Origin of the sequence: Bradyrhizobium sp. CCBAU 53421, assembly GCF_015291625.1 — a bacterium.
Classification (GTDB): domain Bacteria; phylum Pseudomonadota; class Alphaproteobacteria; order Rhizobiales; family Xanthobacteraceae; genus Bradyrhizobium.
In genome coordinates this window covers 1,456,007-1,482,820 of the sequence record NZ_CP030047.1, presented here as the reverse complement: position 1 = coordinate 1,482,820, position 26,814 = coordinate 1,456,007, and the positions used below count along the sequence as shown (strand labels likewise).

Below are 26,814 nucleotides of genomic sequence, written 5' to 3'. Positions count from 1 at the left end.
GCGCCGCCGCGGTCAGCGCGGCAACAGATTGGTCTTGGCGAGATCGACCACCTCGTCGCCGCGCCCGCTCATCACGGCGCGCAGCACCCACAGGCTGAAGCCCTTCACCTGCTCCAGCGTAATGGTCGGCGGCATCGATAATTCCTGTGTCGCGGTTACGACGTCGAGCACGGCCGGGCCATCATGCGCGAAAACGTCGCGGATCGCGCCCTCGAGCTCGCCGGGATCCTCCACCCTGACGCCGTGAAGGCCCATGGCGCGGGCCATCGCCGCGAAATCCGGATTCTTCAGATCGACCCCGGTCTCGATGAAGCCGGCGGCCTTCATCTCCAGCGCGACGAAGCCGAGCACGCTGTTGTTGAAGATCACGACCTTCACCGGCAGCTTGGCCTGGGTCAGCGTGATCAGATCGCCCATCAGCATGGCAAAGCCGCCGTCGCCGGACATCGACACCACCTGTCGTCCCGGCTGCGCCGCCTGCGCGCCGATCGCATGCGCCATCGCATTGGCCATCGAGCCGTGCACCCAGGAGCCGACCAGCCGGCGGCGGCCATTCATTTTCAGATAGCGCGCGGCCCAGATCGTCGGCGTGCCGACGTCGGCGGTGAACACCGCATCCTCGCTCGCCTGCTCGCTGAGCAGGCGCGCCAGATATTGCGGATGGATCGGCTTTTGACCCGGCTTGCCGCGAGCGAGATCGTCGAGCCCGGCGCGGGCGTCCTTGTAATGCGCGAGGCTGGCGTCGAGGAATTTGCGCTCGCTCTTCGGGTTGAGCTTTGGCAGCAGCGCGGCGATGGTCTCGCCGACGTCGCCGACGATGCCGAGATCGAGCTTGCAGCGGCGGCCGAGATTTTCGGGGCGGATATCGACCTGCGCGATGTTGATGCCGGTCGGGAAGAACTGCTTGTAGGGAAAGTCGGTGCCGAGCATCAGCAGCACGTCGCAGCCGTGCATCGCGGCATAGCCGGAGGAGAAGCCGATGAAGCCGGTCATGCCGACGTCGTAGGGATTGTCGTATTCGACATACTCCTTGCCGCCAAGCGCGTGCACGATCGGGCTTTTCAGCGCCTCGGCAAGCTTGAGCAGGCCGTCATGCGCGCCGGCGCAGCCGCGGCCGCAGAACAGCGTGACGCGCCGCGCGCCATTGAGCAGCGCGGCCAGCGCGTTCAGTTCGGCGTCGGCCGGACGCACCACCGGCACCGGCGGCAGCAGGCCGGCATTCGGCGCGATGTCGCGCTTCGGCGCCGTCCGCATCGCGACGTCGCCCGGCAGCACCAAGACTGCGACGCCGCGCTTACCGACCGCGGCGCGGATCGCGTTCTCCAGCATGTAAGGCAATTGCGCCGGATCTGACACCAGCTCGCAATAATGGCTGCATTCGCGGAACAGGTCCTGCGGATGGGTCTCCTGGAAATAGCCACCGCCGATTTCGGCGGAGGGGATCTGCGCCGCGATTGCCAGCACCGGCGTGCGGCTGCGATGCGCGTCGAACAGGCCGTTGATGAGATGCAGATTGCCCGGGCCGCAGGAGCCCGCGCACACCGCGAGGTCACCGGTGATCTGGGATTCGGCGGCAGCGGCGAAGGCCGCCACCTCCTCGTGGCGCACATGCAGCCAATCGATGGTGCCGCGCTTGCGCAACGCCTCGGTCAAGCCGTTGAGACTGTCGCCGACGACACCGTAGATGCGCTTCACGCCGGCCTGGGCAAGGGTTTCGGCGATGAGGTCGGCGATGTTGTCGATCCGCATGGGGCTCGTCCTTTGGGTGAGATCTGTAGAACCGCGCGGCAGCATGATGTTCGGCAGGATGCAACCGCGCAAGCCTCACCGGATCACAGATTCGCGGGGACGGTCTTGTCCGCTGTTGCTGCCGGTTGAACCAGCTTGCCGGCCATCGCCTCGATCTCGGACGCCACAAGATCGGGCGCGGCGTATTGCACCATGTGGCCGACGCCGGGCAGCAGGATGAGCTTCGCGTTCGGCGCCGTGGCGGCAAGCGGCCGCGAATGGATGCCGGTCGTGACCGTCTTGTCGACGTCGCCCGAGATGACGATGACCGGCGCCCTGATCTCGGCATAGCGCGGCGCCTGCTCGACCACGGCGGCCTTCAGCGTGACGAGGTCGTGCGCATTGGCGATGAACTCACGCGGGCGCAACAGGAGCGATGTCGCGCTGTCGCTGATAAAATCGTCCGGCATCGGCTGCGGCGCGAACACGCCGCGCGCGCCCGAATTGGCGACGAGGTAACCGAGCGGCAGCGTGATGGTGTGCGCAAGCAACGGGCCGATCAGCGGCGTCGAGATCACGTCGTTATAGCGGCCGGCGCCGCCCTTCCACGGATAGGCGACAGGGGCCAGCAGCACGAGGCCAGCGACGCGATCGGGAAAATCGAGCGCGATACGCAGGCCGAGCGCGCCGGCCCAGGAATGCGCAACCACGATCGCCCTGCTGACGCCGATCTTGCCCAGCGCCTCCACGATCATGCGGCCCTGGATCGCGGGCGTCGAATCCTCAGCGCGCTCGCGCGTGCTCCAGCCATGGCCCGGCCGGTCGATCAGGATCACCCGACGCGTTTTGGCAATGCGATCGCCGAGCGGCTGCATCGCGCACAGGTTGGAGCTTGCGCCATGCAGCATCACGACCGGCGGCCCTGCGGCATCGCGCGGGCCGAGCTCGACCACATGCAGCCGCGCACCGGCCACATCGATCATGCGGCCCCGAGGCGGAAAGGCACGCTGGATCAGCACCGCGCCGATCTGCGTCGCCAAAGCCGACACCAAGGCCAGCGCCAGCCCGGCGGCCGCCAACACGATGATCGCGGTCAACATGGAGGAGGTCCGAAGGAGCTTGGGTAGCTGAAGGATCTTGGCCACCCGAAAACTACGAGGTCGCCGAAATCAGGTTTCGCCCGGCACCGGATTTGGCCCCTGCTTGGGCATGCTCTTGTTCGGAAAGCCAATTGTCGATTTCCCGGCTCGCGCAGGGGCGCGGAGTTGTCCACAGCACGCCCAGCCTGTGGATAGCGGGTTCATCCCACCGTCATTAGTAATTCCATAGATTGCCGGTGGCAATTTCGCCATCAGACGCGAGGCTTCATCCAAACCGGGACGTGCCCGGGATGCCTTTTGACTTGTACACTGTATCCACAGGAACCCGCGTCCGCACGACGAGTTCAACGGGAAGTAATCGGAGGAGTACCATGATTTCCGACCCTAGCGATGCGGCCATCGACCAGATCGTGGCGAGTTGCAATGGCGACCTGCGCGGCGCCTTGAAGGCACTGTTGCTCGTGAATGAGCACCTTGAGGCGGAGCTTCAGCAATTCTACGCTGCCGTCGCCCAGGACAGCGCGTCCCGCGGCAAGTTCCTGCACTAGTCTCCTGCGCCGGACCGTATCGCGAGCAAGCACCAAGCTCGCGAGCCACGTGCCCCCTCGCGTCCATCGGATCGCGATCGCGTCAATCGCACGCAATCAGATGTCGCGGCCTTCGACCTTCTCGGTCAGCTGCTTGACGATCTGCGGCACCTTCTCGAGGTAGGGATCGACAGCCAGCGCCTTGCGGAAGGCGTCGAGCGCGCGCTTGTCGTCGCCCATGTCCTGCATGATCATGCCGACACCCGCCAGCGCGCCGAAATGGCGGGGCTCACGGGTCAACACCTGCTGCAGATCTCCCAGCGAACGGACGTAATCGTTCTTGAGATAGTAGATCGTCGCGCGCCGATTCCAGGCCTCGACGTAGTCGGGCCGGAGCTTGATCACCGCGTCCAGCAGTTTCAGCGCCACCTCGATATTCTGGGCGTCGAGCGCAGCCTTGGCGCGCACCATCAACAGCGCCGCTGTATCACTCGGGGTTTGCAGCCACAGCGCCCAAATCCGCGCCTCGACATGGCGGGCGCTGTCCTCATCGGGCGCAGCCTTCAGCGCGCCGAACAGGAAATCCAGCCCGCGGGTGCGATCGGCCGGAACCTTCGGCAGCTTGGTGGGGGCTTCCGGCAGTTTCTTCTGCGCCTTCGGCGGCGGCACCACCCGCGGATCGTCCTGCGCGGCGGCCGCGACAGGCATGGCCAGAAGAGCTGCGATCAGGATCGCCGGCCCGCGGTTGCCAGGTCCAAGGAAGTTGAATCCCATGGTCGAAGTCTAGACGCACAACGCCGCGCTGCAAAGCAGCACGGCGTCAAAGACCTGTGAAGGATGGATCGGATCGGACCGCCGATCCGCGCCGGATCAACCCTGGCGCGCCTTGAAGCGGCGCTGGACCTTGTTGATCACGTAGACGCGGCCCTTGCGACGGACCAGACGGTTGTTGCGATGGCGGCCGCGCAGCGACTTGAGCGAGTTACGGACCTTCATGGGACAATCCTGTTACTTCGAAAGGCCCGTGTTGGAGGCCGTACCTGATCAATGCCAATATTCGGCAAAAAGCCAATCGTTGGCGAAATGGGATTATCCCGACAAGCGGCCAGCCGCGCGGGACGGCCGGGTTCTAAGCCATCGGACCGTTAAATGTCAACCGAGACGGGCCGATTTTCGGCCGTATCGGGGCCTGGAACCTGGTTCGGTCGCCCCGCCACGCCATTGAGATCACTTCGGAAACGCCCACCGGCACGATATCCGCAATGAGGCTCCGTCCCGCCATCGCCCCCTGACGATGGCTTCAGTGCCGGCGAATCGTGCTCAACCGACGTCGCGGACGGACCGAGCCCGGGCGGCCCGCCGTCTCCCAGCAATTCAGACCGCTTGCGAAAATCGTTATATCATATAATTATTTTCCATCACCAACATACACGCCGCCGGGGAAGCCGAATGCCCAAGCTCAAACTGCCTGACATCGAAAAGGTCGCAGCGATCGACATCCACACCCATGCCGAGGAGCCGTGCGGCATGCATGGCGACGACGGCTATGACGATTTCCAGGCGCAGATGGCCGACTACTTCAAGTCACCGCACAAGCATCCGCCGACCGTGCCGGAGACCGCGGCCTACTACCGCGCCAAGAACATCGCCGCGGTGATCTTCCCGGTCGACGCCGAACGCGAGACCGGCTTCCGCCGTTACAAGAATGAGGAGATGCTGGAGATCGCCTCCGATCATCTCGACGTCTTGATCCCGTTCGTCTCGATCGACCCGCACAAGGGCAAGCTCGGCGTCCGCGAGGCGCGCAGGCTGATCGAGGACTACGGCGTGCGCGGCTTCAAATTCCATCCGACCATGCAGGGCTTCTACGCCAACGACCGCATGGCCTATCCGCTCTATGAGGCGATCAATGACGGCGGCGCGATCGCGCTGTTCCACACCGGCCAGACCGGCGTCGGCTCCGGCATGCCGGGCGGCATGGGGATGCGGCTGAAATATTCCAACCCGATGTACATGGATGACGTCGCGGCCGATTTTCCCGACCTCAAGATCATCCTCGCGCATCCCTCCTTCCCCTGGCAGGAAGAGGCGCTGTCGGTCGCGACCCACAAGCCGAACGTCTATATCGACCTGTCCGGCTGGTCGCCGAAATATTTCCCGCCGATCCTGGTGCGCTACATCAACTCGATCCTGCAGGACAAGATGCTGTTCGGCTCGGACTGGCCGGTCATCACGCCGGACCGCTGGCTCGCCGACTTTGCAAAACTCGACATCCGCGAGGAGATACGCCCCAAGGTCCTGAAGGCCAACGCGCGGAAGATTTTGGGCATTTAAGGGAGTATCATCGGCCGCACGCTTGCGGGGCGGCCGATGACGAACCGGGCCGGACTTGCCATCCTCCTCGCCGTGCTCCTGGTCGGGAGCGCGGGCGGCAAGCCTGCGACGGCCGCCGAAGCGCCTTCCGCGCTGGTCGAGTTCGAAAGCCCGCTCAGCAACGCGCAGCCACTGCAGGGCCTGTTGCGGCGGCCGGAGCGACCGGGTCTCCTGCCCGCCGTGGTGTTGCTGCACGGCTGCAGCGGGCAATGGCGAGAACTCGATGAGCGCTGGGGCAAACGGCTCGCGGCCTGGGGCTATGTCACGCTCACCGTGGACCGGTTCGGCCCGCGCGGCATCAGCGACACCTGCACCGGCGGTGTCCCGGCCGCAACGGTTCACGACGCCTATCGCGCGCTGAGCTTCCTGACCCGGCAATCCCTGGTCGATCCGACACGCATTGCCGTGATCGGCTTTTCGCAAGGCGGATGGCTTGCGCTGCTCTCGGTCGAGCGCGGCGCGATCGAGGTCAACGCGGCGGAAAAATTCCGCGCCGCCGTCGCCTTCTATCCGCGCTGCCTCGGCATCAAGGGCGACATGACCGTGCCGACCCTGATCATGGTCGGCGAACTCGACGACTGGACGCCGGCGCGGGAGTGCCGGAACCTGGCGGAAGGCCGTGACGATGACGGCATCTCGCGGCAGCACGGCCTTGGCTATCCGATCGAGTTGATCGTCTACCCCGGCGCCCATCACGATTTTGACGTGCCGCAATATCGCACGCCGGCGCAGTTGCTCGGTCATCACCTAGAATTCAACGCGGCGGCCCGGGACCAATCCGTCGACGACCTCAGGAAATTCCTGTATGCGACCATTGGCGGACAAGAGAAAACCCAATGACCATCAAAGCAATCGTCTTCGACGCCTATGGCACGCTCTATGACGTGCAGTCGGTGGCCGAAATCACCGAGGATGCATTCCCCGGCTATGGCGACATCATCACCCAGATCTGGCGCATCAAGCAGCTCGAATATTCCTGGCTGCGCACGCTGATGCGGCGCTACCAGGATTTCGCCACCGCGACCCGCGACTCCCTCGCCTACACGCTGCGCAGCCTCGGCCTGCAATATGACGAAGCGACCTTTACGCGCATCATCGACAAGTATCAGCATCTTGCGCTGTATCCGGACGCCGTCGCGGCGCTCGAGGCGATGAAGGACAAGAAGCTCGCGATCCTCTCCAACGGCAGCCCCGACATGCTGAATGCGCTGGTGCGCAATTCGGGACTCGATCGCCTGCTCGATGCGACCATCAGCGTCGATGCGCACAAGGTGTTCAAGCCGGCGCCCGAGGCCTACACGCTGATCGAGGAGGTGCTGAAAGTGCCGCCCGCGCAGGTGCTGTTCATCTCCTCCAATCCGTGGGACGCCTGCGGCGCCAAGGCGTTTGGCCTCAATGTCGCCTGGATCGAACGGGTGACACCGGAAGCGATGGCGCTGGCCTGCGTCGAGAGCGAGACGGTCGCCCCATTGACGATGTTTTGGGCATTGCGTACCCAGATGGACGAACTCGGCGTCGTGCCCGATCACCGGATCCGCGGCCTCTCCGAGCTTCCCGCTTTGGTGTCTGCAAGGTCCTGAACAGTATGAGCCTCGAGTCCGTCCGCGCCTTCTTCGCCGAGAAGGCGCCCGAAATCTCCGTGATCGAATCCGCTGTGAGTTCTGCGACCGTCGCGCTGGCCGCGGAGGCCTATGGCGTCGAGCCGGCGCGGATCGCCAAGACGCTGAGCCTGCGGGTCGGCGATCGCGTGGTGCTGATCGTCGCCGCCGGGACGTCGCGGATGGACAACAAGAAGGTGAAGGCGGCGTTCGGCGGCAAGCCGAAGATGCTCGGCCTCGACGAGGTCGCCGACATCACCGGCCACGAGGTCGGCGGCGTCTGCCCGTTCGGGCTGAAGACGCCGCTGCCGGTCTATTGCGATGTGTCGCTGAAGGCATTCGACATCGTGGTGCCGGCCGCGGGCTCGACCCACAGCGCGGTGCGCATCACGCCCGACCGGATGGCGGAATTGACCGCCGCCGAATGGGTCGATGTCTGCGAGGTCAGGTCTCAGGCAGAAGTCGGTTCCTAGAGATTAGTCTTCGTCGTCGTCAGGCGCCGGCCGCGGCGGCGCAACCGGGGCCGGACGCATCTGCTGCGGCGCGCGCGGCCGCTGCATCGTCTGCGGCTGCGGCCCGCGTCCCTGCGTTTGCGCCTGTTGTTGCGCATTCGACTCGAACACCGCGCGGCAGGAACTGCCGAGCAGCGCCGTGTTCTGCCGCAGACAGGCGACGATCCGGTTGGTGTCGGGAATCTGATCGCTGCACAGGCGCATCACGTCGGGCGTACACGCCATCTGCTGTTCCCATGTTCCGCGATATTCCTGCGCCGACGCGGACGTTGCCGCGGCAACGCCGCCGATCGCGATCGCTAAGCTCAGGACAATCCGCTGCGTCTGCATGCCCAGTGCCCTTGTTCAAGGTGAGTGATCCGCACACGCGCTGGTTCCGCGTGGCAATTTTCTCGATGCTGGCAAATGAATGCGGCCAAGGATCGTTCGCGCGGACAACTAAATGTGAACCCAGGTTCCCTACTCGACCTTGCCGATCTTCTTCACCACCGCGATCAAGCGCCTGCTGTCGTCTGCAACAAATTTTGAAAACTCCGGCGCGTCCAGATAGGCGACCGGGCTGGAGACTCCCCCTCATCCGGAACGCATCTTACGACGCGTTCCGACCTCTCCCCGCGTGCGGGGAGAGGTGAAACGGAGTCAGTTACCCGTTTCGACGTAAACTCATCTAGCGCTTGCGCCCCGCCTTGCGCGCCTTTCCGGCTGGCCGCTTCCTGGCCGCGCCGCGCTTGGTCGCGGTCTTCTTGCTGGCGGCTGCGCGTCGGACCGGAGCGGCCGCGGCCGGACGCTTGCGGGCCCCGGCCTCCTTGACCGCTCTCCTGGCCGTATTCCTGGCTGGCTTCTTCGCCGCCTTCTTGGCTGCTGGCGGGCTCGCGCGCCGCGCCGTCGACGCACTGCGGCGACGTGCGCCTCCGCCGACCGGAACGATGTGGTCATCGGCGTCGAGCGTGAGCTGCTGGAGCTGATATGCCGGAAGGAAGCTCGGGTCGTTATAGAGCTTGCTCAAACTGTCCTGATCGAACTTGCCGCCCTGCCCGCGATCCTCACCGGCACCTGCACGCCAGGCGGCTTCCCAGACTCGCGCCAGCGTCTTGGCGCCGTCCTGCATGCAGGCCGCTGTGGCATCCTTCAGCTTCGACCACATCACGTCGACCTGGCCGCTCCCCATATGCGAGTTGAACAGGTTGACGATCGTCATCGGCGGCAGCCGCTTCACGGTGCGCTGCATCAGCGCCACCACGGCAACGGCAGCGTCACGGCCGGTCGGCGTGCCGCCCGCAGCGATCTCCGCGACGTCGCTGGTCCGCGCATCCGGGATCATCTTGATGAGATCCTTGCCGTGGCGGCCGATCATCGTGGTCTCGTACACGCTGTGCACCTTGGCGTGCGCCTTGTCGTTCGGATCGAGGCCATGGTGGAATTGCGAGATGTGCAGCGGCTGGCAGGCATCGCCGATGTAATGCGCGACGATTCCCGCGGCGCAGACGAATTCGAGCTTCTTGTTGGCGGCGGCGTACTCGACCATCTCGTCGAATATCTGCCAGACCCGGAACGGCAACGCGCCGCGCCGGTCCTCGCCGATCCCTTCGTAATAGTCGTTCCAGACTTTCGGATCGACGTTACGCGTCGACTCGGCACAAAGATCCAGCAGCGTCTTGCCGTCCTTGCCCGGCTTGTCCATGTCGGCGAAATGGTTGCTCTCGTCGGTGTGGCGGGTGAAGCGCCAGACCAGGTCGGCGACGTCGGCCAGCGGCGCGAATGCGCCGCGCTGGTATGGCTTGAGATCTTGGAGCAGCTTGTCGTCGAGGCCGATATTGTCGGAATTGGCGTCCATCATGGCCGAGAGCTTGGGCAGCTTCGCATCGATCAGGCCGGTCGCGTAGGCGCCGATCTTGACGTGTCCCCATTCGCCCCAATACTCGGTGTGGCCGGCATTCCAGTCGCCGATCAATTCGACATCGAGCTCGCGGCACAGCGTCGCCATGCAGATGCCGAGCGCGACCTGCATCGGAACCTTACCGCCCGATCCGAACAATTCCTGGCCGCCCCATTCCAGCGCCACGGGGCTGAGGATGCGCGCGCCGCCGGCGTTCCTCTTCGCATCGGGATCGTCGAGAAACCAGACCGTGCCGGAATCGCCGGGATAGTTGTTGAGCGGCGTGTCGCCGTCGCGCGGACCGATCACGAAATCGCTGACATATTCCATGCCGCCGACGGTCTTGTAGCGATAGAACAGCCCGATGATCTTGCCCTTCATCAATCCGCTGGTGGCGCCGAAGGCGATCAGCGGCTGGTTGATGACCTCGAGGCGGAAGGTGCCGACATTGAGATCGACGACGTCGCCGACCTGGCCGACGCCGTAGACCTGTGCGGTCCAGCCCTTGACGTCGTCGACGCGGATCAATCCGGCATCGAGATTGGCCACCACGCGCGCGCCGGGCCAGCCGGGATAAACGTCACTGAAGGCGCGCTTGCCGAGTTGCAGTGCATCGCTGACGCCGAGACGGCGATCGGTGTTCTTGAAGCCGGCGTAGATCTCGCGCCCGGCCGCGCCGACCACGTGGCGATTCGAGAGTGCAAACACGGTCTCGCCATTGGTGACGAGACAGCCGATCGAGCCGCGATGGATCTTGCCCTGGATCATGGTCTGGACCGGAAAGCCGCCGCCGACCAGATCGCTCTTGAACACCGGCGGATCGACGACGCCGGGGCTGTTTTCGTTCGGGTCGACCTTGACGACGCAGGTCGGCACGACGCGCCCGTCCGGCAGATACAGGAACGGCGGCACCAGCTGGTCCTGCTTCTCCGGATGGTTCTTCAGCTCGGAGCGTTTCATCCAGTCCCGGACAAAGACGAGGATGCAGGGCCACGACCAGTCCTTGACCGACGAATTGAACAGCGTGCGCGGTCCGAGCGCCTGCGGCTTGGAATGGTGCCGCCGTTCGGTCGCGTTGCGGTCGCTGTCCCGGATCAGATAGCGGCCGATCGCCGTGGCATAGACCGATTGCAGATGGGCCAGATGCACGTGATAGGCCTCGCGGGCATCGAGCAGGTCCTTCACCGACAATGACGTGAAATCGTGCTTGGTCAGGTCAATCATCTGGTTCCTCCGAAAATGCGCTTGGCGGCAACAGGTTCAGGACGCAGAAATAGACGATCGCTGCAGCCCACGATCGTGGGTTAGTTCACACAACTTATACAATTTAAAAGGGATGACATGAATGTGACGGGTCACGCAGCCTGCGGTGTCTGCGTGTGAGCCGCCCACCACTATTTCCGGTGAGCGCGGCCCGCTATTTCCGCTGGCCGCGGCCTTTGGCGAAATGGCTGGCGAGGAAATCCGCCAGCACCTCGACGCGCGCGGGACGCGGGCCGCCGGGCGGCGTGACGAGATGCACGGCGCCCTCGGGCTGCTTCCAGCCCTTCAGGATCACCTCGACCTCGCCGCGTGCGATCGCATCGCCGACGATGAAGTCGGGCAGATCGGCGATGCCGAGGCCGGCGAGCAGCGCGGGCATCACGGCCTCGCCATTGTTGACGCGCAACTGGCCGGCGGGACGCACGCTCGCCTGCTCGCCTGACGCGTTGGTGTAGTGCCAGACGCCCTGGGTCGAGAGATAGGCGTAGCCGAAGCATTTGTGCTCGGCGAGATGCATCGGATGGGTCGGCCGGCCGTAGCGCTTCAGATAGGACGGCGCCGCCACCGTGTAGCGCGGCATGCCGCACAGCCGCCGCGCGATCAGCGAGGAATCCGGCAGCCGCGCGATGCGCAGGCCGGCATCAAAACCTTCGCCGATCAGATCGACAGTCGCGTCGCTCAAATGCAGATCGATCGCGACCTCCGGATAGGCCTCCATGAATTCCGGCAGCAGCGGCGCCACGGTCTTGATGCCGAAGCTCATCGGCACGGCGAACCGCACCAGGCCGCGTGGCGTGGTCGATTGCGCCAGCGCCTCGTTCTCGGCGGCCTCGCCATCGGCCAACAGCCGCGCGGCGCGCTCCGACAATTTCTGACCGGCATCGGTCATCGCCAGCCGCCGCGAGGTGCGGTTGAACAGCCGCGCGCCGAGCCGCTCCTCCAGCCGGCTGACCGCCTTCGAGACCGTCGCCTTGGACAGCGAGAGCTCGGTCGCGGCCGCCGCAAACGACCGCAATTCCACGACTTTTGCGAAGATCGCGAGCGCCTCGAAGTCCGGCAGTTTCGACATGGGCAGCTATCCTGATTGCTCAGTTTGGAAACAATGAGTTTCAATAGTTTCTATTTCTATACCACGGCCGGCGGCATATCCAAGGGGTCAACGAGATCGAAAACCAACGCATCGAACGGAGTAACCCATGATCGAACTGAAACCATTCGCAACGCTCGGCGGCGCCGACCACGGCTGGCTGAAGGCCAAGCACCACTTCTCGTTCGCGAGCTACTACGATCCCGCCAATGTCAGCCACGGCGCGCTGCGGGTGTGGAACGACGACGAGATCGCGCCCAACTCCGGCTTCCCGGCGCATCCGCATGCCAACATGGAGATCATCACCTATGTGCGCGAAGGCGCGATCACGCACCAGGACTCGCTCGGCAACAAGGGACGCACCGAGGCCGGCGACGTGCAGGTGATGAGTGCCGGCAGCGGCATCCGTCACTCCGAGTACAATCTGGAACCGGCCAAGACCAAGATTTTCCAGATCTGGATCGAGCCGACCACCAAGGGCGGCCAGCCGACCTGGGGCTCGAAGCCGTTCCCGAAGGCGGACCGCTCGGGCAAGCTCGTCACCATCGCCTCCGGCATCGACGGCGACAACGACGCGCTGCCGATCCGCGCCAATGCGCGGGTGCTCGCCACCACGCTGAAGGCCGGCGAGAGCGCGGAATATGCTCCCGACAAGGCCCGACACCTCTATCTGGTGCCGGCGGCCGGCAGCATCGAGGTCAACGGCGTGCGCGTCAATGCACGCGATGGCGCCGCGATCCGCGATGAAGCCAAGCTGAAGATCACCGCGCTCGAGGATGCCGAGCTCGTGCTGGTCGACGCGGCCTGATCACCACACACCCTGCATGCGCGGACAGTCGTTCGCGCATGCTCCTCCCAGATCATCTCCCCCTACCTCAACCCTAAAGGAGGCCATCATGGCCAAGGTTCTCGTTCTCTATTACTCCGCTTACGGTCACATCGAGGCGATGGCGAATGCCGTCGCGGAAGGCGCGCGCGAAACCGGCGCCACCGTCGATATCAAGCGCGTGCCCGAGCTGGTGCCGGCCGAAGTCGCCAAGGCCTCATACTACAAGCTCGACCAGGCGGCGCCGATCGCCAAGATCGACGATCTCGCCAATTATGATGCGATCATCGTCGGCACCGGCACCCGTTTCGGCCGCATGTCCTCGCAGATGGCCAACTTCCTCGACCAGGCCGGCGGCCTCTGGGCCAGGGGCGCGCTGAACGGCAAGGTCGGCGGCGCCTTCACCTCCAGCGCGACCCAGCATGGCGGCCAGGAGACCACGCTGTTCTCGATCATCACCAACCTCTTGCACTTCGGCCTGACGGTGGTCGGCCTGAACTACGGTTTTGCCGGACAGATGAAACTCGACGAGGTCACCGGCGGTGCGCCCTACGGCGCCACCACGATCACCGGCGGCGACGGCAGCCGTCAGCCGAGCGAGAACGAACTCGCCGGCGCGCGCTACCAGGGCCGCGCGATCGCGGAGACCGCCAAGAAATTGCACGGCTGAGCTTCACGGTGAAGCCGGCTGGGTTTCCGGCCGATTGTTGCGCAACAGGGCGGCATTCCCTGACGATTGCCGCCCTATCCGCTGTTTTGGCAGCGCCAGTTCCCGACATCATCGGGACCACTTACGTGGTATGCCGCAAGGCACCTTGTCAGCGCAGCCCGGAGATTTGTCATGACCATCACACAGAAGACCCGCTGGCCGGAACTGCCGACCGCGGCGTGGCGCGACAGCTGTGCCACGCTCCAGCTCTTCACCCAGATCGCGGGCAAGATCCGGCTTACGAAATCGCCTTGGCTCAATCACTCTTGGCACGTCACGCTCTATGTCACGGCGCGCGGGCTGACGACCTCACCGATTCCCGACGGCGACCGCACGTTCCAGATCGACTTCGATTTGATCGATCACGTGCTACGCATCTCGACCAGCGACGGCACCGAACGGCAGTTCGCCCTTGCCGGTCAATCGGTCGCGAGCTTCTATGCGGCGGTTATGACCAATCTGAAGGACCTCGGCATCGACGTCGCCATTGACGAGATACCGAACGAGGTCGCCGACCCGATCCGCTTTTCGCAGGATACGCAGCACGCGTCGTACGACGCCGATGCCGTGCGCCGGTTTCACCAGATCCTTGTGAACTGCGACCGCGTGTTCAAGCAATTCCGGACCGGATTCCTCGGCAAGGCGAGCCCGGTGCATTTCTTCTGGGGCAGCTTCGATCTCGCGGTGACGCGGTTTTCCGGCAGAACGGCACCGCGGCATCCTGGCGGCGTGCCCCATTTGCCCGACGAGGTGGCGCACGAAGCCTATTCGCACGAGGTCAGCAGCGCCGGCTTCTGGCCGGGCGGCGGCGCGATCGACTATCCCGCATTCTATTCCTACGCCTATCCGGAGCCCGCGGGCTATCGCAGCACGCCGGTGCGGCCCGATGCTGCGTTCTTCAGCGAGGCCCTCGGCGAATTCATCCTGCCCTACGATGCCGTGCGGATGGCTGCAGATCCAGACAAGGCGCTGCTCGAATTCCTGCAATCGAGCTATGAGGCCGCGGCCATCAACGCGAACTGGGACCGCGCTGCGCTGGAATGCGCACCGGGCCGGGCGGGCGTGGTCCGAGGGATCTAGCTCCGGCGCGCCGCACCGGCGGCTCAATCCTGATCGCACGACGGCATCGCCTTGCCGAGCGCCTGCTTCAGTCGTGCGGAGAGTGTCGGATCGTGACGCAGCGCCAGCACGGCGCGGTCGCGACCAAACGCTTCGTTTGTAATTCTCGTGGACAGTCGGCGAAGGCGCATAAGTTAAATTTTCGTGTTACGTCTTTACCGCATCGTTGCTTGGCCGAGCTATCTTTCGGACGACGGCCGGCGACCGCTGCCGGCCCGAACACAACAGGCAGTATATTCGTGAGCGCCCCGCAACCCGTCACGCTCCCGCGACAACCGTCGCACGTTGATCGTTCATGACGCGGCGATCGATCCTTGCCCTCGCGGTTGGCGCGTCCATTCTGCTCTGCGCCGCCGCGCGGGCCTGCCCCACGCTGATCGAAGGCGTTCCGGCTGACCGGATCGAGGCCTTATCACGCGGCGTCAATGCCGACGGCTGGGTCGCCGATCCGCGGGCGGCGCCGCCGCGCGGCCTGCTCCTCGAGTTGCGCAAGGCCGGCCTGACCCACATCCGGCTGCCGGTGCCAGCCGACTTCGTCATGCCGCGCTTTGCCACCAAGGCGGAGATCGACAGCCGCCTGCAAACCGTCGATGCCGCGCTGAAGACCCTCCTCGGGCTTGGCTATTCGGTGTCGATTGACCTGCATTCGGGGCGGTACTTCAACGCGCTGCACAAGGACGATCCGCCGGGCGCAATGGCCGAAATGAAGAGCGCCTGGACCGCGCTCGCGCGGGTCATGCAGCGCTATCCCTCCGATCGGGTCTTCGCGGAACTGCTGAACGAGCCCGAGGTCGATGCCGCGCAATGGCAAGGCGAGGTTCGGGAGCTGGCCGGCTTCATTCGCCAATTGTTGCCGCAGACCACGCTGATCACGGGTCCGGTCAACTGGCAGCGGGCGGACTCGCTGCCGGGCTTCACGCCGCTCGACGACCCGAACGTCGTCTATGCCATCCACTTCTACGATCCGATGGTGTTCACCCATCAGGCCCATTGGGATCCGAACGAGCCGCTGCACGACGTCGTCGGATTGCCCTATCCGGCCCGCGCGGACGATCCCAGGGTTCAACAGCTACGGGAACAGCTGACCGCGCTGAACGAGCCCAGGGCACTTGCGATGGTCGACCGCGCCATCCCGGGCCGCGGCATCGACCAATGGCTCGAGCCGGCGGTTGCCTGGCAGCGGCAGTATTCACGTCCGATCATCATCAATGAGTTCGGGGTGCTCAAGGCCGGCGCGCCGCGCGACAGCCGGTTGCGCTGGCTGGCCGACGTCACGGCCTATGCCCGGCAGCAGTGCTGGGGCTGGACCCATTGGGAACTATCGCAGGGCTTTGGCCTGGCCGACGCCGGCACCGGCAAGGCCGACCGCGACGTGCTGAAGGCGCTGCTCGGGACGCGCTAGAGCATGATCCGGAAAAGTGCGAAGCGGTTTTCCGAAAAGATCATGCTCAAACAACAAGCTAAAGCGCGATGGCGTTTCAACCCAATCTCATCGCGCTTTAGCCGATCTGGTTAACCGGTTCTTACACAATGCGCGGCTAGATCGACGATGCGGGTGTGGCACGCCACCCATCCGGTCATTTAGGTCAGAGCCTGTGCGAGCAGACATAGCCCCGCGGCCGCTGTTGGCCGGCGACCTCGTTCCCGCGCTCGGCATCGCCGTCGCTTCGATCGCATTCGCGCCGCTCATGCAGGCGGCCAACGCGGGGCTTGCGATCGTCGTCGAGAGCCTGATCGGCTGCGCCATCGTGCTCGCGGCGCCGGCCTACGCGCCGTCGATCGCCGTCTTCATCATCTTCTTCCAGAATCTGTTCGTCTCGATCCTGTCGTCCTACATGACGACCGAGCAGGAGATGGATTTCGTCAAGGGCTACAATTTCCTGATCTGCGCGGTGATGTGGCTGGTGACGCTCGCGCTGTACATGCTGCGCGAGCGCAAGCATTCGCCCGAGATCGACCGTATCATGACATGGGGGCTGATGACCCTCGCGGTGGTCGGCGTGTATTTCCTGCTCGGCGCCACGCAGGACGCGCATGCGGCGCTCGTCTATCTGCGCAACATCGCGTTTCCGCTGTTCCTGTTTCAGCTGTCGTTGCTGACCGCCGCAACCTTCGAGATTCGCATCACGCCGTTCCTGGTGACCGTCGGCGTGCTCTTGATCGTCTGCGGTTATGTCGAACTGCTGTTTCGCGATTTCTGGCTTACCATTACCAACGGCTACACGTTCTGGCACTTCGACGAGCTGAAGGCGACCCGCTCCGGTTCCTGGGAAGCCGAGATGCGCCAGACCGGCAACGTCCCGGTCGATCTGATCGACCGCTTCCGCTTCAGCTTCCTCAACAGCCCGCTGTTCGAGGATCTCGGACTGTCGTCGATCCTGCGCATCTTCGGACCGAATATGAGCCCGATCAGCTTCGGCTACGGGATCGCCTTCTCCATCCTGTTCCTGTTCGCGGTCGGATATCGCTGGCTGGCGCTGGCCGCGATCCCGCTGCTGATCTTCTGCAGCGTGAAGGGCGCGCTCATCCTGGTCATCTTCGTAGCCCTGGCCTGGACGGCAACCTGGCTGTTCGGCGCCACCATCACCCTTGCCGTCGCGCTGGTCGGGCTCGTGGGATACGCCATCGCGGCCATCCATATCGGACTGCAGATCGGCGATTTTCACGTGATCGGCTTCATGGGCGGTTGGGACGGATTCCGGCAGAACCCGATCGGCCGCGGCCTCGGCGTCGGCGGCAATCTCTCCGAAGGCTACTTCTCGATCGACTGGAACGCCGCGCAAGCGGCCGGCACGATGGACGGCGCGGTGGAGAGCGCCGTGGGCGTCCTGCTCTATCAGATGGGGATCGGCGCGGTGGTGCCGCTCGGCTTCTTCTTTGCGATGGCGCTGAAGGCCTGGCGCCTCTACGCCTCGTCCGGAATTCTCATCCAGGGGCTCGCTGCGTTCGGCACGATGGTCGTGCTGGTGAACGGCATCTTCCAGGAGGAAGCGCTTTTCGCGCCGCCGGCGCTCGGGCTGTTGTTGTGCCTGACCGGGCTCGTGCTCGGCCATCATTTGCGCACGCAAGACGACGGTCGGGCAGCCTCCGCCCGTTAGCGCACGGCCACGACAAAGCCCGGCCGCGCTGCGACCGGGCTTCGCTCAACCAGCGCCGTCAGAGCGCCTTGATCTGCACCTTGCGGAACTTGACCACGCCCGAACCATATTGGAGCGCGATGTAGCCGCTGGCGTGCTTGGTGTCCTGCGCGTCGACGGTCTTCTGGCCGTTCAGCGTCACGACGAAATGCGGCCCCTGCGCGGTGATCTCGTAGACGTTCCACTTGCCCGCCGCCTTCGGCATCGGATCGACCTTGGCGACGTCGACGATCGCGCCGGTGCCGTAGGTCGGGTCCGGCCGCTTGTCGAAGATGTTGACCTCGTAGCAGACCTTGGAGTCGATCACCTTGTTGCCTTCGCAGCGGATGAAGACGCCGCTGTTGGCGTCCTCGTCGGTCCAGAACTCCGCCCTGATCTGGAAATCCTTGTATTGGGTCTTGCTGACGAGATAGGAGAGATCCTTGCCGTCGAGCTTGTCGGCAACCAGCGCGCCGTCCTTCATGGCCCAATTGGCCTTGCCGACCTCGTCCCAATCGCCCTTCCTGGAGCTGTCGAGCAGCGTGACCCAGCCGTCATCGCCCGATGCGGTGGTGGAGAATTGCAGCGCGGCCGCACCGATCACAAGTCCCGCCGCCAGGATCGACAGTTGCTTCTTCAAGGTTATCCTCCCGTCTTTTGGTTGGCGCGCAACCTATCATCGTCTGTCGCGGCGTAAATGCGTTTTTCATATTGCAACTGCGTTGTGTCACGGCCCGATGCCGCAATCTTGAGAGCAGACATGCGCGAGCGCGTCTTGTCCGGCGGAAGCGAGAGCGATTAGCATCATGCGGCATACGGGCGCGGCAGTCGCCCGAACGAACCGACTTGGGAGAATACGATGACGGCGTCGAACCGGTCCTGGCGATACCTGATGATGCCGCTGGCCCTCGCCTGCACGCTGAGCGTCAGCTCCGCGGCGGAGCTCAATCCGGCCGCCGTCACCTACAAGCTGCCGGACCAGATTCCCTGGAGCCCGGTCGACGCGCGCGGCGCGCAGAATGCCGTGGTGGTCGGGGATCCCTCGAAGCCCGGCTTCTACATGGTCTACACCAAATGGACCAAGGGCAATCACTTCAGCCGTCCGCACTTCCATCCGAACGATCGCTATATCGTCGTGCTCAAGGGCACCTGGTGGGTCGGCTCGGGTCCGAAATTCGATCCCGATCACGGCACCGTGGCGATGCCGGCCGGAAGCTTCGTCACCCATTTCGGCAAGCAGGTGCATTGGGACGGCGCCAAGGACGAGGACGCTGTGCTGCTGATCATGGGCGAAGGCCCGGCCACCGCGACCGAGGTGGAACAGAAGTAGCCGGACGCGGCTAGCAACCTTCGCGTCCGCGAGGCGTTTGATCCCCTCATCATCATGACGAGGAGATAACGCATGACAACGGCTGCCGACATTCGGGAACATATGGACGTGATCTCGTCGGACAAGAAGACGGTCGGCAAGGTCGACCACATGGAAGGCACCGACAAGATCAAGCTGACCAAGCAGAGCTCGCCCGACGGTCAGCACCACCATTTCATTCCGCTGTCGTGGGTCGATCATGTCGACCAGCACGTCCACCTCAACAAATCGGGCTCCGACGTCACGGCGCATTGGCAGCACGGCCGCCAATAGCCGCGTTGCGCGAGGTCCGTGCGATGCTATCATCCCGGCCTTGAGGAAGGGCCTTCGATGCATCCCGCCGCCAAGCTGCAATTTGCCCGCATCGCCGACGAGTTCGCGCGCTGGCGCGCCATTGCCGAAGCGGAACGGCCGCCGGCGCCGGCATGGTGGTGGGGACCGGCGTTCGAGATGCGCGATGCCGCCGAACCGCTGCCGTCGAATTGGTGCCGCCGGTTCCGCCTGCCCGATGGGGCGAGCTTTGCCGAGGCGTCGGTGGCGCTGCGCCAGACCTTGGCCGGCCAGGCGACACCATCCTGGCCCTATGATTTCTCGCGCCTGATCGCATCGACCGATTCGGACGTCCGCGACCTGCCCGTGCAGCCGTCAGACGACAGCGCGTTTCCGCCCTAGATCCGATCCGGCCTCGCCGATCGCCTCGTCGTCCAGCGACGGCTGCAATGGCGGTGACGTCCGCACCGGCGACCTCTTCGACAGCAATTCGGCCAGGTCGCGCGGCGGCAGTGGCCTCGAGAATAGGAAGCCCTGCATCTCGTCGCAGGCATGCGCGCGCAGGAACTCCTGCTGCTCGGAGGTCTCGACGCCCTCGGCCACGATGGTCATGCCGAGCGCCTTGCCCATCGAGATGATCGCCTGCGCGATCGCGACGTCCTCGGAATCGTCAGGCAGGTCGCGCACGAAGGAGCGATCGATCTTGATGGTGTCGATCGGGAACTGCTTCATCAGCGACATCGACGAATAGCCGGTGCCGAAATCGTCGATCGCCAGCCGAATGCCGCGGGTCTGGATCGCGTCGAGCACGCGGACGGCGCGCGTCACGTTGCGCATCACCATGCTTTCGGTGACCTCGAGCTGCAGCAGCGCCGGCGGCATGCCGCTCGCGGCGAGCGCCTCGTCGATATCGTCGAGCAGGTTCGGATCGCCGAACTGCCGCGGCGAAAGGTTGACCGCCATCGTCACCGCCTTGAGGCCGCGGTGCTGCCACGCCATGTTCTGCGCGCAGGCTTCCTTGAGCACCCAGCGGCCGATCGGAACGATCAGCCCGATCTCCTCGGCGAGCGGAATGAACTGCCCCGGCGAGACCTTGCCGAGCTCGGGATGGGTCCAGCGCAGCAGCGCCTCGACGCCGCTGATCTCACCGCTCGCCATATCGACCTTGGGCTGATAGTCGAGCGAGAACTGGTCGCGCTCCAGCGCACGACGCAACGCGCTCTCCATCGTCAGCCGCTCGATCGATTGCGCCCTGACTTCGTTGGAGAAGAAGCGGAAGCCATTCTTGCCGTCCTCCTTGGCGAGATACATTGCCATGTCGGCATTCTTGGTGAGCGTCTGCACGTCGGACCCGTCGGTCGGATACGTCGCGATGCCGATCGAGGCCGTGGTGTGGCACTCGTGCCCGCTGAGCTGCATCGGCTGGCTGAGTGAAATCAAGAGATCGCCGGCGATGCGCTCGACGTCGTGACGTTCGGCGGTGTCCTCCAAGATGACCACGAACTCGTCGCCGCCGAGCCGTGCCACCACGTCGCTCGCGCGCAACGATCCGCGCAGCCGCTCGGCGATCGCCACCAGCAGCATGTCGCCGGCGTCGTGGCCGAGCGAATCGTTGATCACCTTGAATCGATCCAGATCGATGAACAGCACCGCGAGCTGCCGGCGGTGGCGGTCCGCCGCCGAGATCGCGTGACGCAGCATCTCGTTGAAGGTCTCGCGGTTCGGCAGATTGGTCAGGCTGTCATGCGAGGCGAGATATTCGATGCGCTCGTCGGCCTTGTGCTTCTCGTCGGCGCGATCGAAGCTTTCGAGCGCGAACGCCAGATTGTCGGCGAGCCGCTGCAGCAGCTCGGCGAACTCCGGCGTGAACGTATCCTTCTCGATCGCGACGAAGATCATGACGCCGACGACCTCGCCGCTGACGATCAGCGGAAACGAAGCACCGGACTGCGTGCCATCGAGGCGAGCGCGCTCATGGAAAGCGGCGGTCTCGGTATCGGCGAAATAGTCGTTGATGATGCAGGCCTTGCCGGACCGGAACGCCCGGCCGCAGGCGCCACGCCCCTCGGGGTGCGCCTCGCTGGTCGAGAGCGTCACCTGACTGGCGCCCTCGGCCGCCGGGCCCGCGATCGCGACGATGCGCAGAAAGTCGCTGCCCGGCTGTGCCAGCGCGATGGTGGTCGAGGTGAATTTACCGCCGGTCGCCGCCGCCTCGCAGACCAGTTGATAGAGCTCGGCGCGGGACTTCGCCCGCATGATCGCCTCATTGGTCGCGCTCAGCGCCGCGAACATCCGCGACAGCCGCTCCTTCTGCTCGTCGGCCCGCGCCTTCTCGTCGGCGCGGTCGAAGTTGGCCAGCGCGAACGAGACGTTCTCGGCGAGCCGCTGCAACAGCGCCATCATCTCCGGGCTGAAGGTGCCGAATTCGCTGGAGAGGAACACCAGCGCGCCGATCGCCTCGCCGTTCTTGAGCAGCGGCAGCGCCGCGCCGGACTTGCTGCCGCTGTCGCGCACGATCGGATAGACATGCGATTCAGGGCTGAAGTCGCTGAGATAATCGTTGCTGATGCACGGCCTGCGGGTGCGGATCGCAACGCCGGTCAGCGTCTGCCCCTCCGGACGCGTCGCGTCGGCCGACAACTGGACCTCGCGGGCCCGCACCCGGTCGGGGCCGGAAGCAGCGACGTTCTCCAGGAAGGCCTCGCCCGGGCGCACCAGGCGGATGGTGGCCGAGATGAACTGACCGCCGACCGCCGCGGCATCGCAGACCAGATCGAACAGCTCGCTGCGGGACTTCGCCCGCATGATCGCCTCGTTGGTCGCGCTCAACGCCGCGAACATCCGCCGCAGCCGCTCCTTCTGCTCCTCGGTTCGCGCCTTCTCGTCGGCGCGATCGAAGCTGCCGAGCGAATAGGAGACGTTGTCGGCGAGCCGCTGCAGCAGCTCGGCAAACTCGGCCGAGAAAGTGTTGCGCTTGGCGGAGATGAACAGCATCACGCCGACCGGCTCGTCGTCGACGATCAAGGGAAACGCCGCACCCGATCGCGCATCCTCGCGGTCGATGACGTCGCGGAACGGGTTGTTGGCGACGTCGCCGAGAAAATCGTTGTTGATGCAGGCGCGCCGGGAGCGGAACGCCCGGCCGCAGACACCGCGCCCTTCGGGACGCGCCTCGCTGCGCGAGACGTTGAGGCGGCGCGCGTTCTCCGCGGTCGGCCCCGCGACTGCCATCATCTCGAGGAAGTCGTCGCCGGGTTTGGCGATCAGGATGCTGGTCGAGTTGAACCCGCCGCCATGCGCCGCCGCGGCGCAGACCAGCTCGAACATCTCGAGCCGCGACCGCGCGCGCATGATCGCCTCGTTGGTCGCGCTCAGCGCCGCGAACATCCGCGACAATCGCTCGCGCTCGGCATCGGCCCTGGCCTTCTCGGTGGCGCGGCCGAACGTGTCGAGCGCAACCGAGACGTTCTCGGCGATGCCCGCCAAGAGCGCGATGATCTCTTCGTCGCCCGCCCAGGAGTTGCCGATGAAAAAGATCAGGACGCCGATGCTCCTGCCGAACCGGGTGAGCGGCAGCGCGACGCAGGCCATCATGCCGCCGCCACCGGCTTCCGTCTGGGAGGCGCCCGCCGATATCGGAATGTCATGCTCGACGCACGGCTGCTGGGTCCGGAACGCTTCGCCGCAGATCCCCTTGCCGTAGAGATTGTCCGGGTTGGTCGAAAAGCGCGTCTGCGTGATCAGGTCGAGCGCCTCGCCGGTGCCGGCGACGGGTTCGAGCCAGTGCGTGTCGGGCTCGGCCAGCAGCACCACGGTCGCGAAGGATTTTCCGCTGAACACCGCGGCATCGCAGACCCGCTGATAGAGATCGTGCTCGGTCTTGGCGCGAAGGATCGCCTCGTTGGTTGCGCTGATGGCGCCGAACATGCGGTTGAGCCGGCGCATCGCCCGCTCACCGCTCTTGCGCGACGCCTCATGGTCGAAATTGTCGAGCGCGTAGGACACGTTCGCCGCCATGCGCTCCAGCAGCGCCACGATCTCCTCACCGAGCGAGTTGACCTCGCGCCGGGTCACCATGAAGACGCCGACGCTGCGCCCGTTGCAGACCAGCGGCATCGCCGCCGCCGCGCCGACGCCGGCCGCCGCGAGGCCGCTGCGCCAGGCCGCCGAACGGGCATCGTTGACATAGTCGTTGCTGACGCTGGCGCTCTGATCGCGGAACGCGCGGCCGGCGACGCCCTCCCCTTCCGGCGTATTGGCGAGGGCGGAGATCCTGATGCTGCGCAGGCGCGCGACATCGTCGCCGCAACCGGCCGCGAATATCAGCCGGCCGGTATCCGGCTGCAGCAAAAAGACGGTCGCGGCCAGGAAGCTCCCGCTCGAGAACGCGGCTTCGCAGACCTTTCCGTACAATTCTTCTGGTGATTTCGCGTACAGGATCGCTTCGTTGGTGGCACTCAACGCCGCGAATGTACGCCCGATGCTCGACTGCACGATTCCTGAAGGCCCCCGGGCCAACCCCTCCAATCTGGTGGGAAACATTGCCCGCGATACGCCTAAGTGGTGGTTAGCGTATCCGGCAAGTTGTGAGACAAAGTAAACGGCTGACGAATCCGGAACGCCGTTTTCCGGGATAATACGGGCGCCTGTGTGCCAGCCTGAGGCGGAGGGGCGCCGAGCCCCGGATGGGACGCCCGCCCGCGCCGCCGGAGCAACCAAATTCCGCATCGTGACCGCGCCCGTTCCACTCAGTGAAAACATCGCCGGGAGCACCCTGCTGGCGGTATGGCGGACCGGATTTTCTGCCCTTGCTCGCACCTCGACGCTTTGAGAGCATGAGCCCGATAACAGCAAGCAAGACCCGCGCATCATGCGGGCGGACCGCGAGGAAAATCCCATGCCGATCGTCCAGGCCGACCGTCTCACGCGCATCGGCGCGGCGCTGCTCCGGGGCGCCGGCGCATCGGAGGAGGAGGCGAGCGCAGTCGCCTCCGGCTGCGTCAACGCCAACCTCGCCGGCCATGACTCCCACGGCGTGATCGCGATCCCGACCTATATCGACCGCATCAAAGCTGGCCATATCGTCCCCGGCGCGAAATGGACCATCGTGCAGGAGACGCCGACCACGACCGTGATCGACGGTCATTGGGGGTTCGGCTTCCACGTCAACGCCAAGGCGATGGAGATGACCATCAACAAGGCGAAGACCGCCAACGTCGCGGCCTGCACCGTGTTCCGGCAGAGCCATGTCGGCCGGCTCGCGCATTACCCGATGATGGCGATGCGCGAAGGCATGATCGGGATCGCGGCCGCGGATTCCGGCCGCTCGCCGAAGCATGTCGCGCCGTTCGGCGGCCGCGAGGCCCGGCTCGGCACCAACCCGCTCTCGATCGCGGTGCCCTCCGATCTCGAGGCGCCGTTCTATTTGGACATGGCGACCTCGGCGGTCGCCGCCGGCAAGATCCAGCTCGCGGTGGCGCGCGGCGAGAGCATCCCGAAGGGCTGGATCATCGATGCCGAGGGACGCGACACCACCGATCCGAAGGACTACCGCAAGGGCGGCGCGCTGCTGCCGCTCGGGGGCAGCGAGGGCTACAAAGGCTCCGGCCTTGCCGCGATGGTCGAGGTGCTGTGCGGCCTGCTCACGGGCTTGGGCTTCGGCGTCGAGCCGACCGGGCGGCACAACGACGGCTGCTTCATGGCGGTGTTCAACGTCGCGGCGTTCCGCCCATTGCAGGAGTTCAAGAAGGAGGTCGCCGATTTCGCCCGCTACCTGAAATCGACGCCGCCTTCGGAAGGGAGCCGCGGCGTGTTCTATCCGGGCGAGGTCGAATTCATCCGCGAGCAGCAGCGGCGCAAGGACGGCATCGAGATCGAGGATACGACCTGGGACAAGCTCAAGGCGCTCGCCGCCGACTACAAGCTGACCGACGCCCTCGACCTTCGCTGACGCATTCAGGTACAGGAGAACGACATGACACGGCAAATGGCGCTGGTTGGCTTTTTGCAGGCGCAGAACTGCACCAACCTGCCAAGCTCCTGGCGTCACCCGGAGTCGCGCGACGATTCGATGTCGGCGGACTATTACCAGGAGATCGCGCGTATCCTGGAGCGCGGCAAGTTCCACATGGCATTCTTCGACGATCGCCTCGCAATGCCCGATCGCTATGGCAACGATCACGCCCACACCGTCGAATACGGCATCCGCTGCGTGAAGATGGACCCGATCGTGGTGCTGACGACGATGGGCATGGTCACCACCAAGCTCGGCCTCGCCTCGACCGCGTCGACCACCTATTTCGAGCCGTTCGACGTCGCGCGCCGCTTCGCCACTCTCGATTTGATGACGGGCGGCCGCGCCGCCTGGAACGTGGTGACCTCGGTCAATGACGGCGAAGCGCTCAACATGGGCCGCGCGCAGCATCTCGAGCACGATCTCCGCTACGACCGCGCCGACGAGTTCATGGAGGTGGTGCTCGGCCACTGGGACGCCTGGGAGGACGGCTCGCTGGTGATCGACAAGAAGAGCGGCCGCTTCGCCGATCCGACCAAGGTGAAGCGGCTCGATCACAAGGGCCAGTTCTTCACCTCGCGCGGACCGTTCACGGTGCCGCGCTCGGCGCAGGGCCATCCGGTCGTGATCCAGGCCGGCGCCTCCGGCCGCGGCCAGCGCTTTGCCGGGCGCTGGGGCGAGGTGATCTTCACCGCGGCGCGCAACCTCGCCAACGCCAAGCAGGGCTATGACGCGATCCGGGGCGAAGCCACCAAGTCCGGACGCGATCCCGACCAGATGTTTCTCTGCAACCTGATCACGCCGGTCACCGGCGCGACCAAGGCCGAGGCCGAGGACCGGATGGCGGTGATCCAGAAGCTGCCGCTGGAGATCGACGCACTGTCGCTGCTCGCCGAAGGCCTCAACTTCGATTTCGGCGCCAAGGGGATCGACGAACCGCTGACCACGGAGGAACTGCAGGGCATGCAAGGCATGCTCGGCATCCGCGACGGCGTGCTGCGCACCTCGGGCAAGACCAATCCCTCGACCCGCGACTTCATCACCTTCTCCGGCCGCGGCCAGGTGCAGGACGCGATGGTCGGTGGCCCGAAGGAGATCGCCGACCGGCTGGAGGAAATGTTCGAGGGCCGCGGCTGCGACGGCTTCGTCGTCGCGGCGAGCTATGTGCCGGGCTCCTACGCCGACTTCGTCAATCACGTGGTGCCCGAACTGCAGAAGCGCGGCCTGTTCCACAAGGACTACGCTGGCACGACGCTGCGCGAAAACCTCGGACTGAAGCGCCCGGCTGCGGGCGCCTGGAAGACCCGCGCGCAGGCCGCGGAATAGAA

The 26,814-nt window shown here is 65.1% G+C and carries 24 protein-coding genes and 1 pseudogene; 15 read left to right on the top strand and 10 right to left on the bottom strand.

Going from position 1 to position 26,814, the window contains the following annotated elements; all coding sequences use genetic code 11:
• Window positions 1-12 precede the first annotated feature (12 nt).
• Together poxB and XH92_RS06915 are read right to left on the bottom strand one after the other, a co-directional pair.
• On the bottom strand, window positions 13-1,749 hold the full coding sequence (gene poxB / locus XH92_RS06920) for a ubiquinone-dependent pyruvate dehydrogenase (RefSeq protein WP_194458577.1): 1,737 nt from the start codon (window positions 1,747-1,749) through the stop codon (window positions 13-15).
• Window positions 1,750-1,832: 83 nt separating this feature from the next.
• On the bottom strand, window positions 1,833-2,828 hold the full coding sequence (locus tag XH92_RS06915) for an alpha/beta fold hydrolase (RefSeq protein ID WP_194458576.1): 996 nt from the start codon (window positions 2,826-2,828) through the stop codon (window positions 1,833-1,835).
• A gap of 371 nt (window positions 2,829-3,199) precedes the next feature.
• Between XH92_RS06915 and XH92_RS06910 the strand changes: the two genes are divergently transcribed.
• A complete protein-coding gene (locus XH92_RS06910; RefSeq protein ID WP_167351865.1) occupies window positions 3,200-3,376 on the top strand; it encodes a hypothetical protein in 177 nt (58 codons plus the stop codon).
• A 96-nt stretch (window positions 3,377-3,472) separates the two neighbouring features.
• Here XH92_RS06910 and XH92_RS06905 read toward each other — a convergent pair whose 3' ends face one another.
• Together XH92_RS06905 and ykgO are read right to left on the bottom strand one after the other, a co-directional pair.
• Window positions 3,473-4,063, bottom strand: coding sequence for a tetratricopeptide repeat protein (locus XH92_RS06905; protein WP_371818065.1), 591 nt, complete (start codon window positions 4,061-4,063; stop codon window positions 3,473-3,475).
• Between the two features lie 162 nt (window positions 4,064-4,225).
• The gene (ykgO, locus tag XH92_RS06900; RefSeq protein ID WP_002718645.1) at window positions 4,226-4,351 is read right to left on the bottom strand and encodes a type B 50S ribosomal protein L36; all 126 of its coding nucleotides are present in this window, start codon (window positions 4,349-4,351) and stop codon (window positions 4,226-4,228) included.
• A gap of 453 nt (window positions 4,352-4,804) precedes the next feature.
• Here ykgO and XH92_RS06895 point away from each other — a divergent pair, with 453 nt between their 5' ends.
• The 4 genes from XH92_RS06895 to XH92_RS06880 are packed head-to-tail and all read left to right on the top strand — an operon-like array spanning window position 4,805 to window position 7,799.
• Window positions 4,805-5,689: an amidohydrolase family protein gene (locus XH92_RS06895; RefSeq protein WP_194458574.1), complete on the top strand. Its 885-nt coding sequence runs from the start codon at window positions 4,805-4,807 to the stop codon at window positions 5,687-5,689.
• A 36-nt stretch (window positions 5,690-5,725) separates the two neighbouring features.
• A complete protein-coding gene (locus tag XH92_RS06890; RefSeq protein ID WP_194458573.1) occupies window positions 5,726-6,568 on the top strand; it encodes a dienelactone hydrolase family protein in 843 nt (280 codons plus the stop codon).
• Window positions 6,565-7,308 carry a haloacid dehalogenase type II gene (locus XH92_RS06885; protein WP_194458572.1) on the top strand — a complete coding sequence of 248 codons (744 nt, stop codon included), beginning with the start codon at window positions 6,565-6,567 and terminating at the stop codon, window positions 7,306-7,308. Before XH92_RS06890 ends, XH92_RS06885 begins: the two co-directional genes overlap by 4 nt.
• Window positions 7,309-7,313: 5 nt before the next feature.
• Window positions 7,314-7,799 carry a YbaK/EbsC family protein gene (locus XH92_RS06880; protein WP_194458571.1) on the top strand — a complete coding sequence of 162 codons (486 nt, stop codon included), beginning with the start codon at window positions 7,314-7,316 and terminating at the stop codon, window positions 7,797-7,799.
• Between the two features lie 3 nt (window positions 7,800-7,802).
• Here the strand turns inward: XH92_RS06880 and XH92_RS06875 are convergent, their stop codons facing one another.
• The 4 genes and pseudogenes from XH92_RS06875 to XH92_RS06865 all read right to left on the bottom strand — a co-directional run bounded on the left by XH92_RS06875 (window position 7,803) and on the right by XH92_RS06865 (window position 12,046).
• Window positions 7,803-8,168: a hypothetical protein gene (locus XH92_RS06875; protein WP_194458570.1), complete on the bottom strand. Its 366-nt coding sequence runs from the start codon at window positions 8,166-8,168 to the stop codon at window positions 7,803-7,805.
• Window positions 8,169-8,297: 129 nt separating this feature from the next.
• Window positions 8,298-8,399: pseudogene (locus XH92_RS42905) on the bottom strand (tripartite tricarboxylate transporter substrate binding protein); the annotation flags it as partial.
• Between the two features lie 106 nt (window positions 8,400-8,505).
• The gene (locus XH92_RS06870) at window positions 8,506-10,938 is read right to left on the bottom strand and encodes a hypothetical protein (RefSeq protein WP_194458569.1); all 2,433 of its coding nucleotides are present in this window, start codon (window positions 10,936-10,938) and stop codon (window positions 8,506-8,508) included.
• 193 nt (window positions 10,939-11,131) lie between these two features.
• Window positions 11,132-12,046 (bottom strand): LysR family transcriptional regulator, encoded by a 915-nt coding sequence (locus tag XH92_RS06865; RefSeq protein ID WP_194458568.1) that lies wholly within the window; start codon window positions 12,044-12,046, stop codon window positions 11,132-11,134.
• Window positions 12,047-12,173: 127 nt separating this feature from the next.
• Here XH92_RS06865 and XH92_RS06860 point away from each other — a divergent pair, with 127 nt between their 5' ends.
• The 5 genes from XH92_RS06860 to XH92_RS06840 all read left to right on the top strand — a co-directional run bounded on the left by XH92_RS06860 (window position 12,174) and on the right by XH92_RS06840 (window position 17,816).
• Complete coding sequence (locus XH92_RS06860) at window positions 12,174-12,872, top strand: pirin family protein (protein ID WP_194458567.1); 699 nt, start codon at window positions 12,174-12,176, stop codon at window positions 12,870-12,872.
• A gap of 88 nt (window positions 12,873-12,960) precedes the next feature.
• Window positions 12,961-13,560, top strand: a complete 600-nt coding sequence (gene wrbA / locus XH92_RS06855; RefSeq protein ID WP_194458566.1) for an NAD(P)H:quinone oxidoreductase — start codon at window positions 12,961-12,963, stop codon at window positions 13,558-13,560.
• A gap of 171 nt (window positions 13,561-13,731) precedes the next feature.
• Window positions 13,732-14,679 (top strand): DUF5996 family protein, encoded by a 948-nt coding sequence (locus tag XH92_RS06850; RefSeq protein ID WP_194458565.1) that lies wholly within the window; start codon window positions 13,732-13,734, stop codon window positions 14,677-14,679.
• Between the two features lie 334 nt (window positions 14,680-15,013).
• Complete coding sequence (locus XH92_RS06845) at window positions 15,014-16,120, top strand: glycoside hydrolase family 5 protein (protein WP_194458564.1); 1,107 nt, start codon at window positions 15,014-15,016, stop codon at window positions 16,118-16,120.
• 193 nt (window positions 16,121-16,313) lie between these two features.
• The gene (locus XH92_RS06840; RefSeq protein ID WP_246788295.1) at window positions 16,314-17,816 is read left to right on the top strand and encodes a hypothetical protein; all 1,503 of its coding nucleotides are present in this window, start codon (window positions 16,314-16,316) and stop codon (window positions 17,814-17,816) included.
• 58 nt (window positions 17,817-17,874) lie between these two features.
• Here the strand turns inward: XH92_RS06840 and XH92_RS06835 are convergent, their stop codons facing one another.
• Complete coding sequence (locus tag XH92_RS06835; protein WP_194458563.1) at window positions 17,875-18,474, bottom strand: DUF1080 domain-containing protein; 600 nt, start codon at window positions 18,472-18,474, stop codon at window positions 17,875-17,877.
• Window positions 18,475-18,693: 219 nt separating this feature from the next.
• On the opposite strand from XH92_RS06835, the gene XH92_RS06830 reads away from it, so the two are divergent.
• The 3 genes from XH92_RS06830 to XH92_RS06820 all read left to right on the top strand — a co-directional run bounded on the left by XH92_RS06830 (window position 18,694) and on the right by XH92_RS06820 (window position 19,875).
• Window positions 18,694-19,164, top strand: coding sequence for a cupin domain-containing protein (locus tag XH92_RS06830; RefSeq protein WP_246788294.1), 471 nt, complete (start codon window positions 18,694-18,696; stop codon window positions 19,162-19,164).
• A gap of 72 nt (window positions 19,165-19,236) precedes the next feature.
• Window positions 19,237-19,476 carry a DUF2171 domain-containing protein gene (locus tag XH92_RS06825; protein ID WP_194458562.1) on the top strand — a complete coding sequence of 80 codons (240 nt, stop codon included), beginning with the start codon at window positions 19,237-19,239 and terminating at the stop codon, window positions 19,474-19,476.
• A gap of 57 nt (window positions 19,477-19,533) precedes the next feature.
• Window positions 19,534-19,875 carry a hypothetical protein gene (locus tag XH92_RS06820; protein WP_194458561.1) on the top strand — a complete coding sequence of 114 codons (342 nt, stop codon included), beginning with the start codon at window positions 19,534-19,536 and terminating at the stop codon, window positions 19,873-19,875.
• On the opposite strand, the gene XH92_RS06815 is transcribed toward XH92_RS06820, so the two are convergent.
• Entirely contained in the window at window positions 19,849-23,967 is a 4,119-nt protein-coding gene (locus XH92_RS06815; RefSeq protein WP_194458560.1) for a GAF domain-containing protein, read from the bottom strand. The two genes, XH92_RS06820 and XH92_RS06815, sit on opposite strands and share 27 nt — an antisense overlap.
• Window positions 23,968-24,370: 403 nt before the next feature.
• On the opposite strand from XH92_RS06815, the gene XH92_RS06810 reads away from it, so the two are divergent.
• On the top strand, window positions 24,371-25,423 hold the full coding sequence (locus XH92_RS06810; protein ID WP_194458559.1) for an Ldh family oxidoreductase: 1,053 nt from the start codon (window positions 24,371-24,373) through the stop codon (window positions 25,421-25,423).
• 24 nt (window positions 25,424-25,447) lie between these two features.
• Window positions 25,448-26,812 carry an LLM class flavin-dependent oxidoreductase gene (locus XH92_RS06805; RefSeq protein ID WP_194458558.1) on the top strand — a complete coding sequence of 455 codons (1,365 nt, stop codon included), beginning with the start codon at window positions 25,448-25,450 and terminating at the stop codon, window positions 26,810-26,812.
• Window positions 26,813-26,814: the final 2 nt, after the last annotated feature.

What these genes read in the sequence shown, in the direction of transcription:
- ykgO (WP_002718645.1), bottom strand. Translation starts at nt 4,351, where the DNA reads ATGAAGGTCCGTAACTCGCTCAAGTCGCTGCGCGGCCGCCATCGCAAC.
- poxB (WP_194458577.1), bottom strand. Translation starts at nt 1,749, where the DNA reads ATGCGGATCGACAACATCGCCGACCTCATCGCCGAAACCCTTGCCCAG.
- XH92_RS06905 (WP_371818065.1), bottom strand. Translation starts at nt 4,063, where the DNA reads ATGCCTGTCGCGGCCGCCGCGCAGGACGATCCGCGGGTGGTGCCGCCG.
- XH92_RS06895 (WP_194458574.1), top strand. Translation starts at nt 4,805, where the DNA reads ATGCCCAAGCTCAAACTGCCTGACATCGAAAAGGTCGCAGCGATCGAC.
- XH92_RS06805 (WP_194458558.1), top strand. Translation starts at nt 25,448, where the DNA reads ATGACACGGCAAATGGCGCTGGTTGGCTTTTTGCAGGCGCAGAACTGC.
- XH92_RS06825 (WP_194458562.1), top strand. Translation starts at nt 19,237, where the DNA reads ATGACAACGGCTGCCGACATTCGGGAACATATGGACGTGATCTCGTCG.
- XH92_RS06915 (WP_194458576.1), bottom strand. Translation starts at nt 2,828, where the DNA reads ATGTTGACCGCGATCATCGTGTTGGCGGCCGCCGGGCTGGCGCTGGCC.
- XH92_RS06860 (WP_194458567.1), top strand. Translation starts at nt 12,174, where the DNA reads ATGATCGAACTGAAACCATTCGCAACGCTCGGCGGCGCCGACCACGGC.
- XH92_RS06910 (WP_167351865.1), top strand. Translation starts at nt 3,200, where the DNA reads ATGATTTCCGACCCTAGCGATGCGGCCATCGACCAGATCGTGGCGAGT.
- XH92_RS06885 (WP_194458572.1), top strand. Translation starts at nt 6,565, where the DNA reads ATGACCATCAAAGCAATCGTCTTCGACGCCTATGGCACGCTCTATGAC.
- XH92_RS06870 (WP_194458569.1), bottom strand. Translation starts at nt 10,938, where the DNA reads ATGATTGACCTGACCAAGCACGATTTCACGTCATTGTCGGTGAAGGAC.
- XH92_RS06890 (WP_194458573.1), top strand. Translation starts at nt 5,726, where the DNA reads ATGACGAACCGGGCCGGACTTGCCATCCTCCTCGCCGTGCTCCTGGTC.
- XH92_RS06880 (WP_194458571.1), top strand. Translation starts at nt 7,314, where the DNA reads ATGAGCCTCGAGTCCGTCCGCGCCTTCTTCGCCGAGAAGGCGCCCGAA.
- XH92_RS06875 (WP_194458570.1), bottom strand. Translation starts at nt 8,168, where the DNA reads ATGCAGACGCAGCGGATTGTCCTGAGCTTAGCGATCGCGATCGGCGGC.
- XH92_RS06850 (WP_194458565.1), top strand. Translation starts at nt 13,732, where the DNA reads ATGACCATCACACAGAAGACCCGCTGGCCGGAACTGCCGACCGCGGCG.
- XH92_RS06810 (WP_194458559.1), top strand. Translation starts at nt 24,371, where the DNA reads ATGCCGATCGTCCAGGCCGACCGTCTCACGCGCATCGGCGCGGCGCTG.
- wrbA (WP_194458566.1), top strand. Translation starts at nt 12,961, where the DNA reads ATGGCCAAGGTTCTCGTTCTCTATTACTCCGCTTACGGTCACATCGAG.
- XH92_RS06830 (WP_246788294.1), top strand. Translation starts at nt 18,694, where the DNA reads ATGACGGCGTCGAACCGGTCCTGGCGATACCTGATGATGCCGCTGGCC.
- XH92_RS06865 (WP_194458568.1), bottom strand. Translation starts at nt 12,046, where the DNA reads ATGTCGAAACTGCCGGACTTCGAGGCGCTCGCGATCTTCGCAAAAGTC.
- XH92_RS06820 (WP_194458561.1), top strand. Translation starts at nt 19,534, where the DNA reads ATGCATCCCGCCGCCAAGCTGCAATTTGCCCGCATCGCCGACGAGTTC.
- XH92_RS06845 (WP_194458564.1), top strand. Translation starts at nt 15,014, where the DNA reads ATGACGCGGCGATCGATCCTTGCCCTCGCGGTTGGCGCGTCCATTCTG.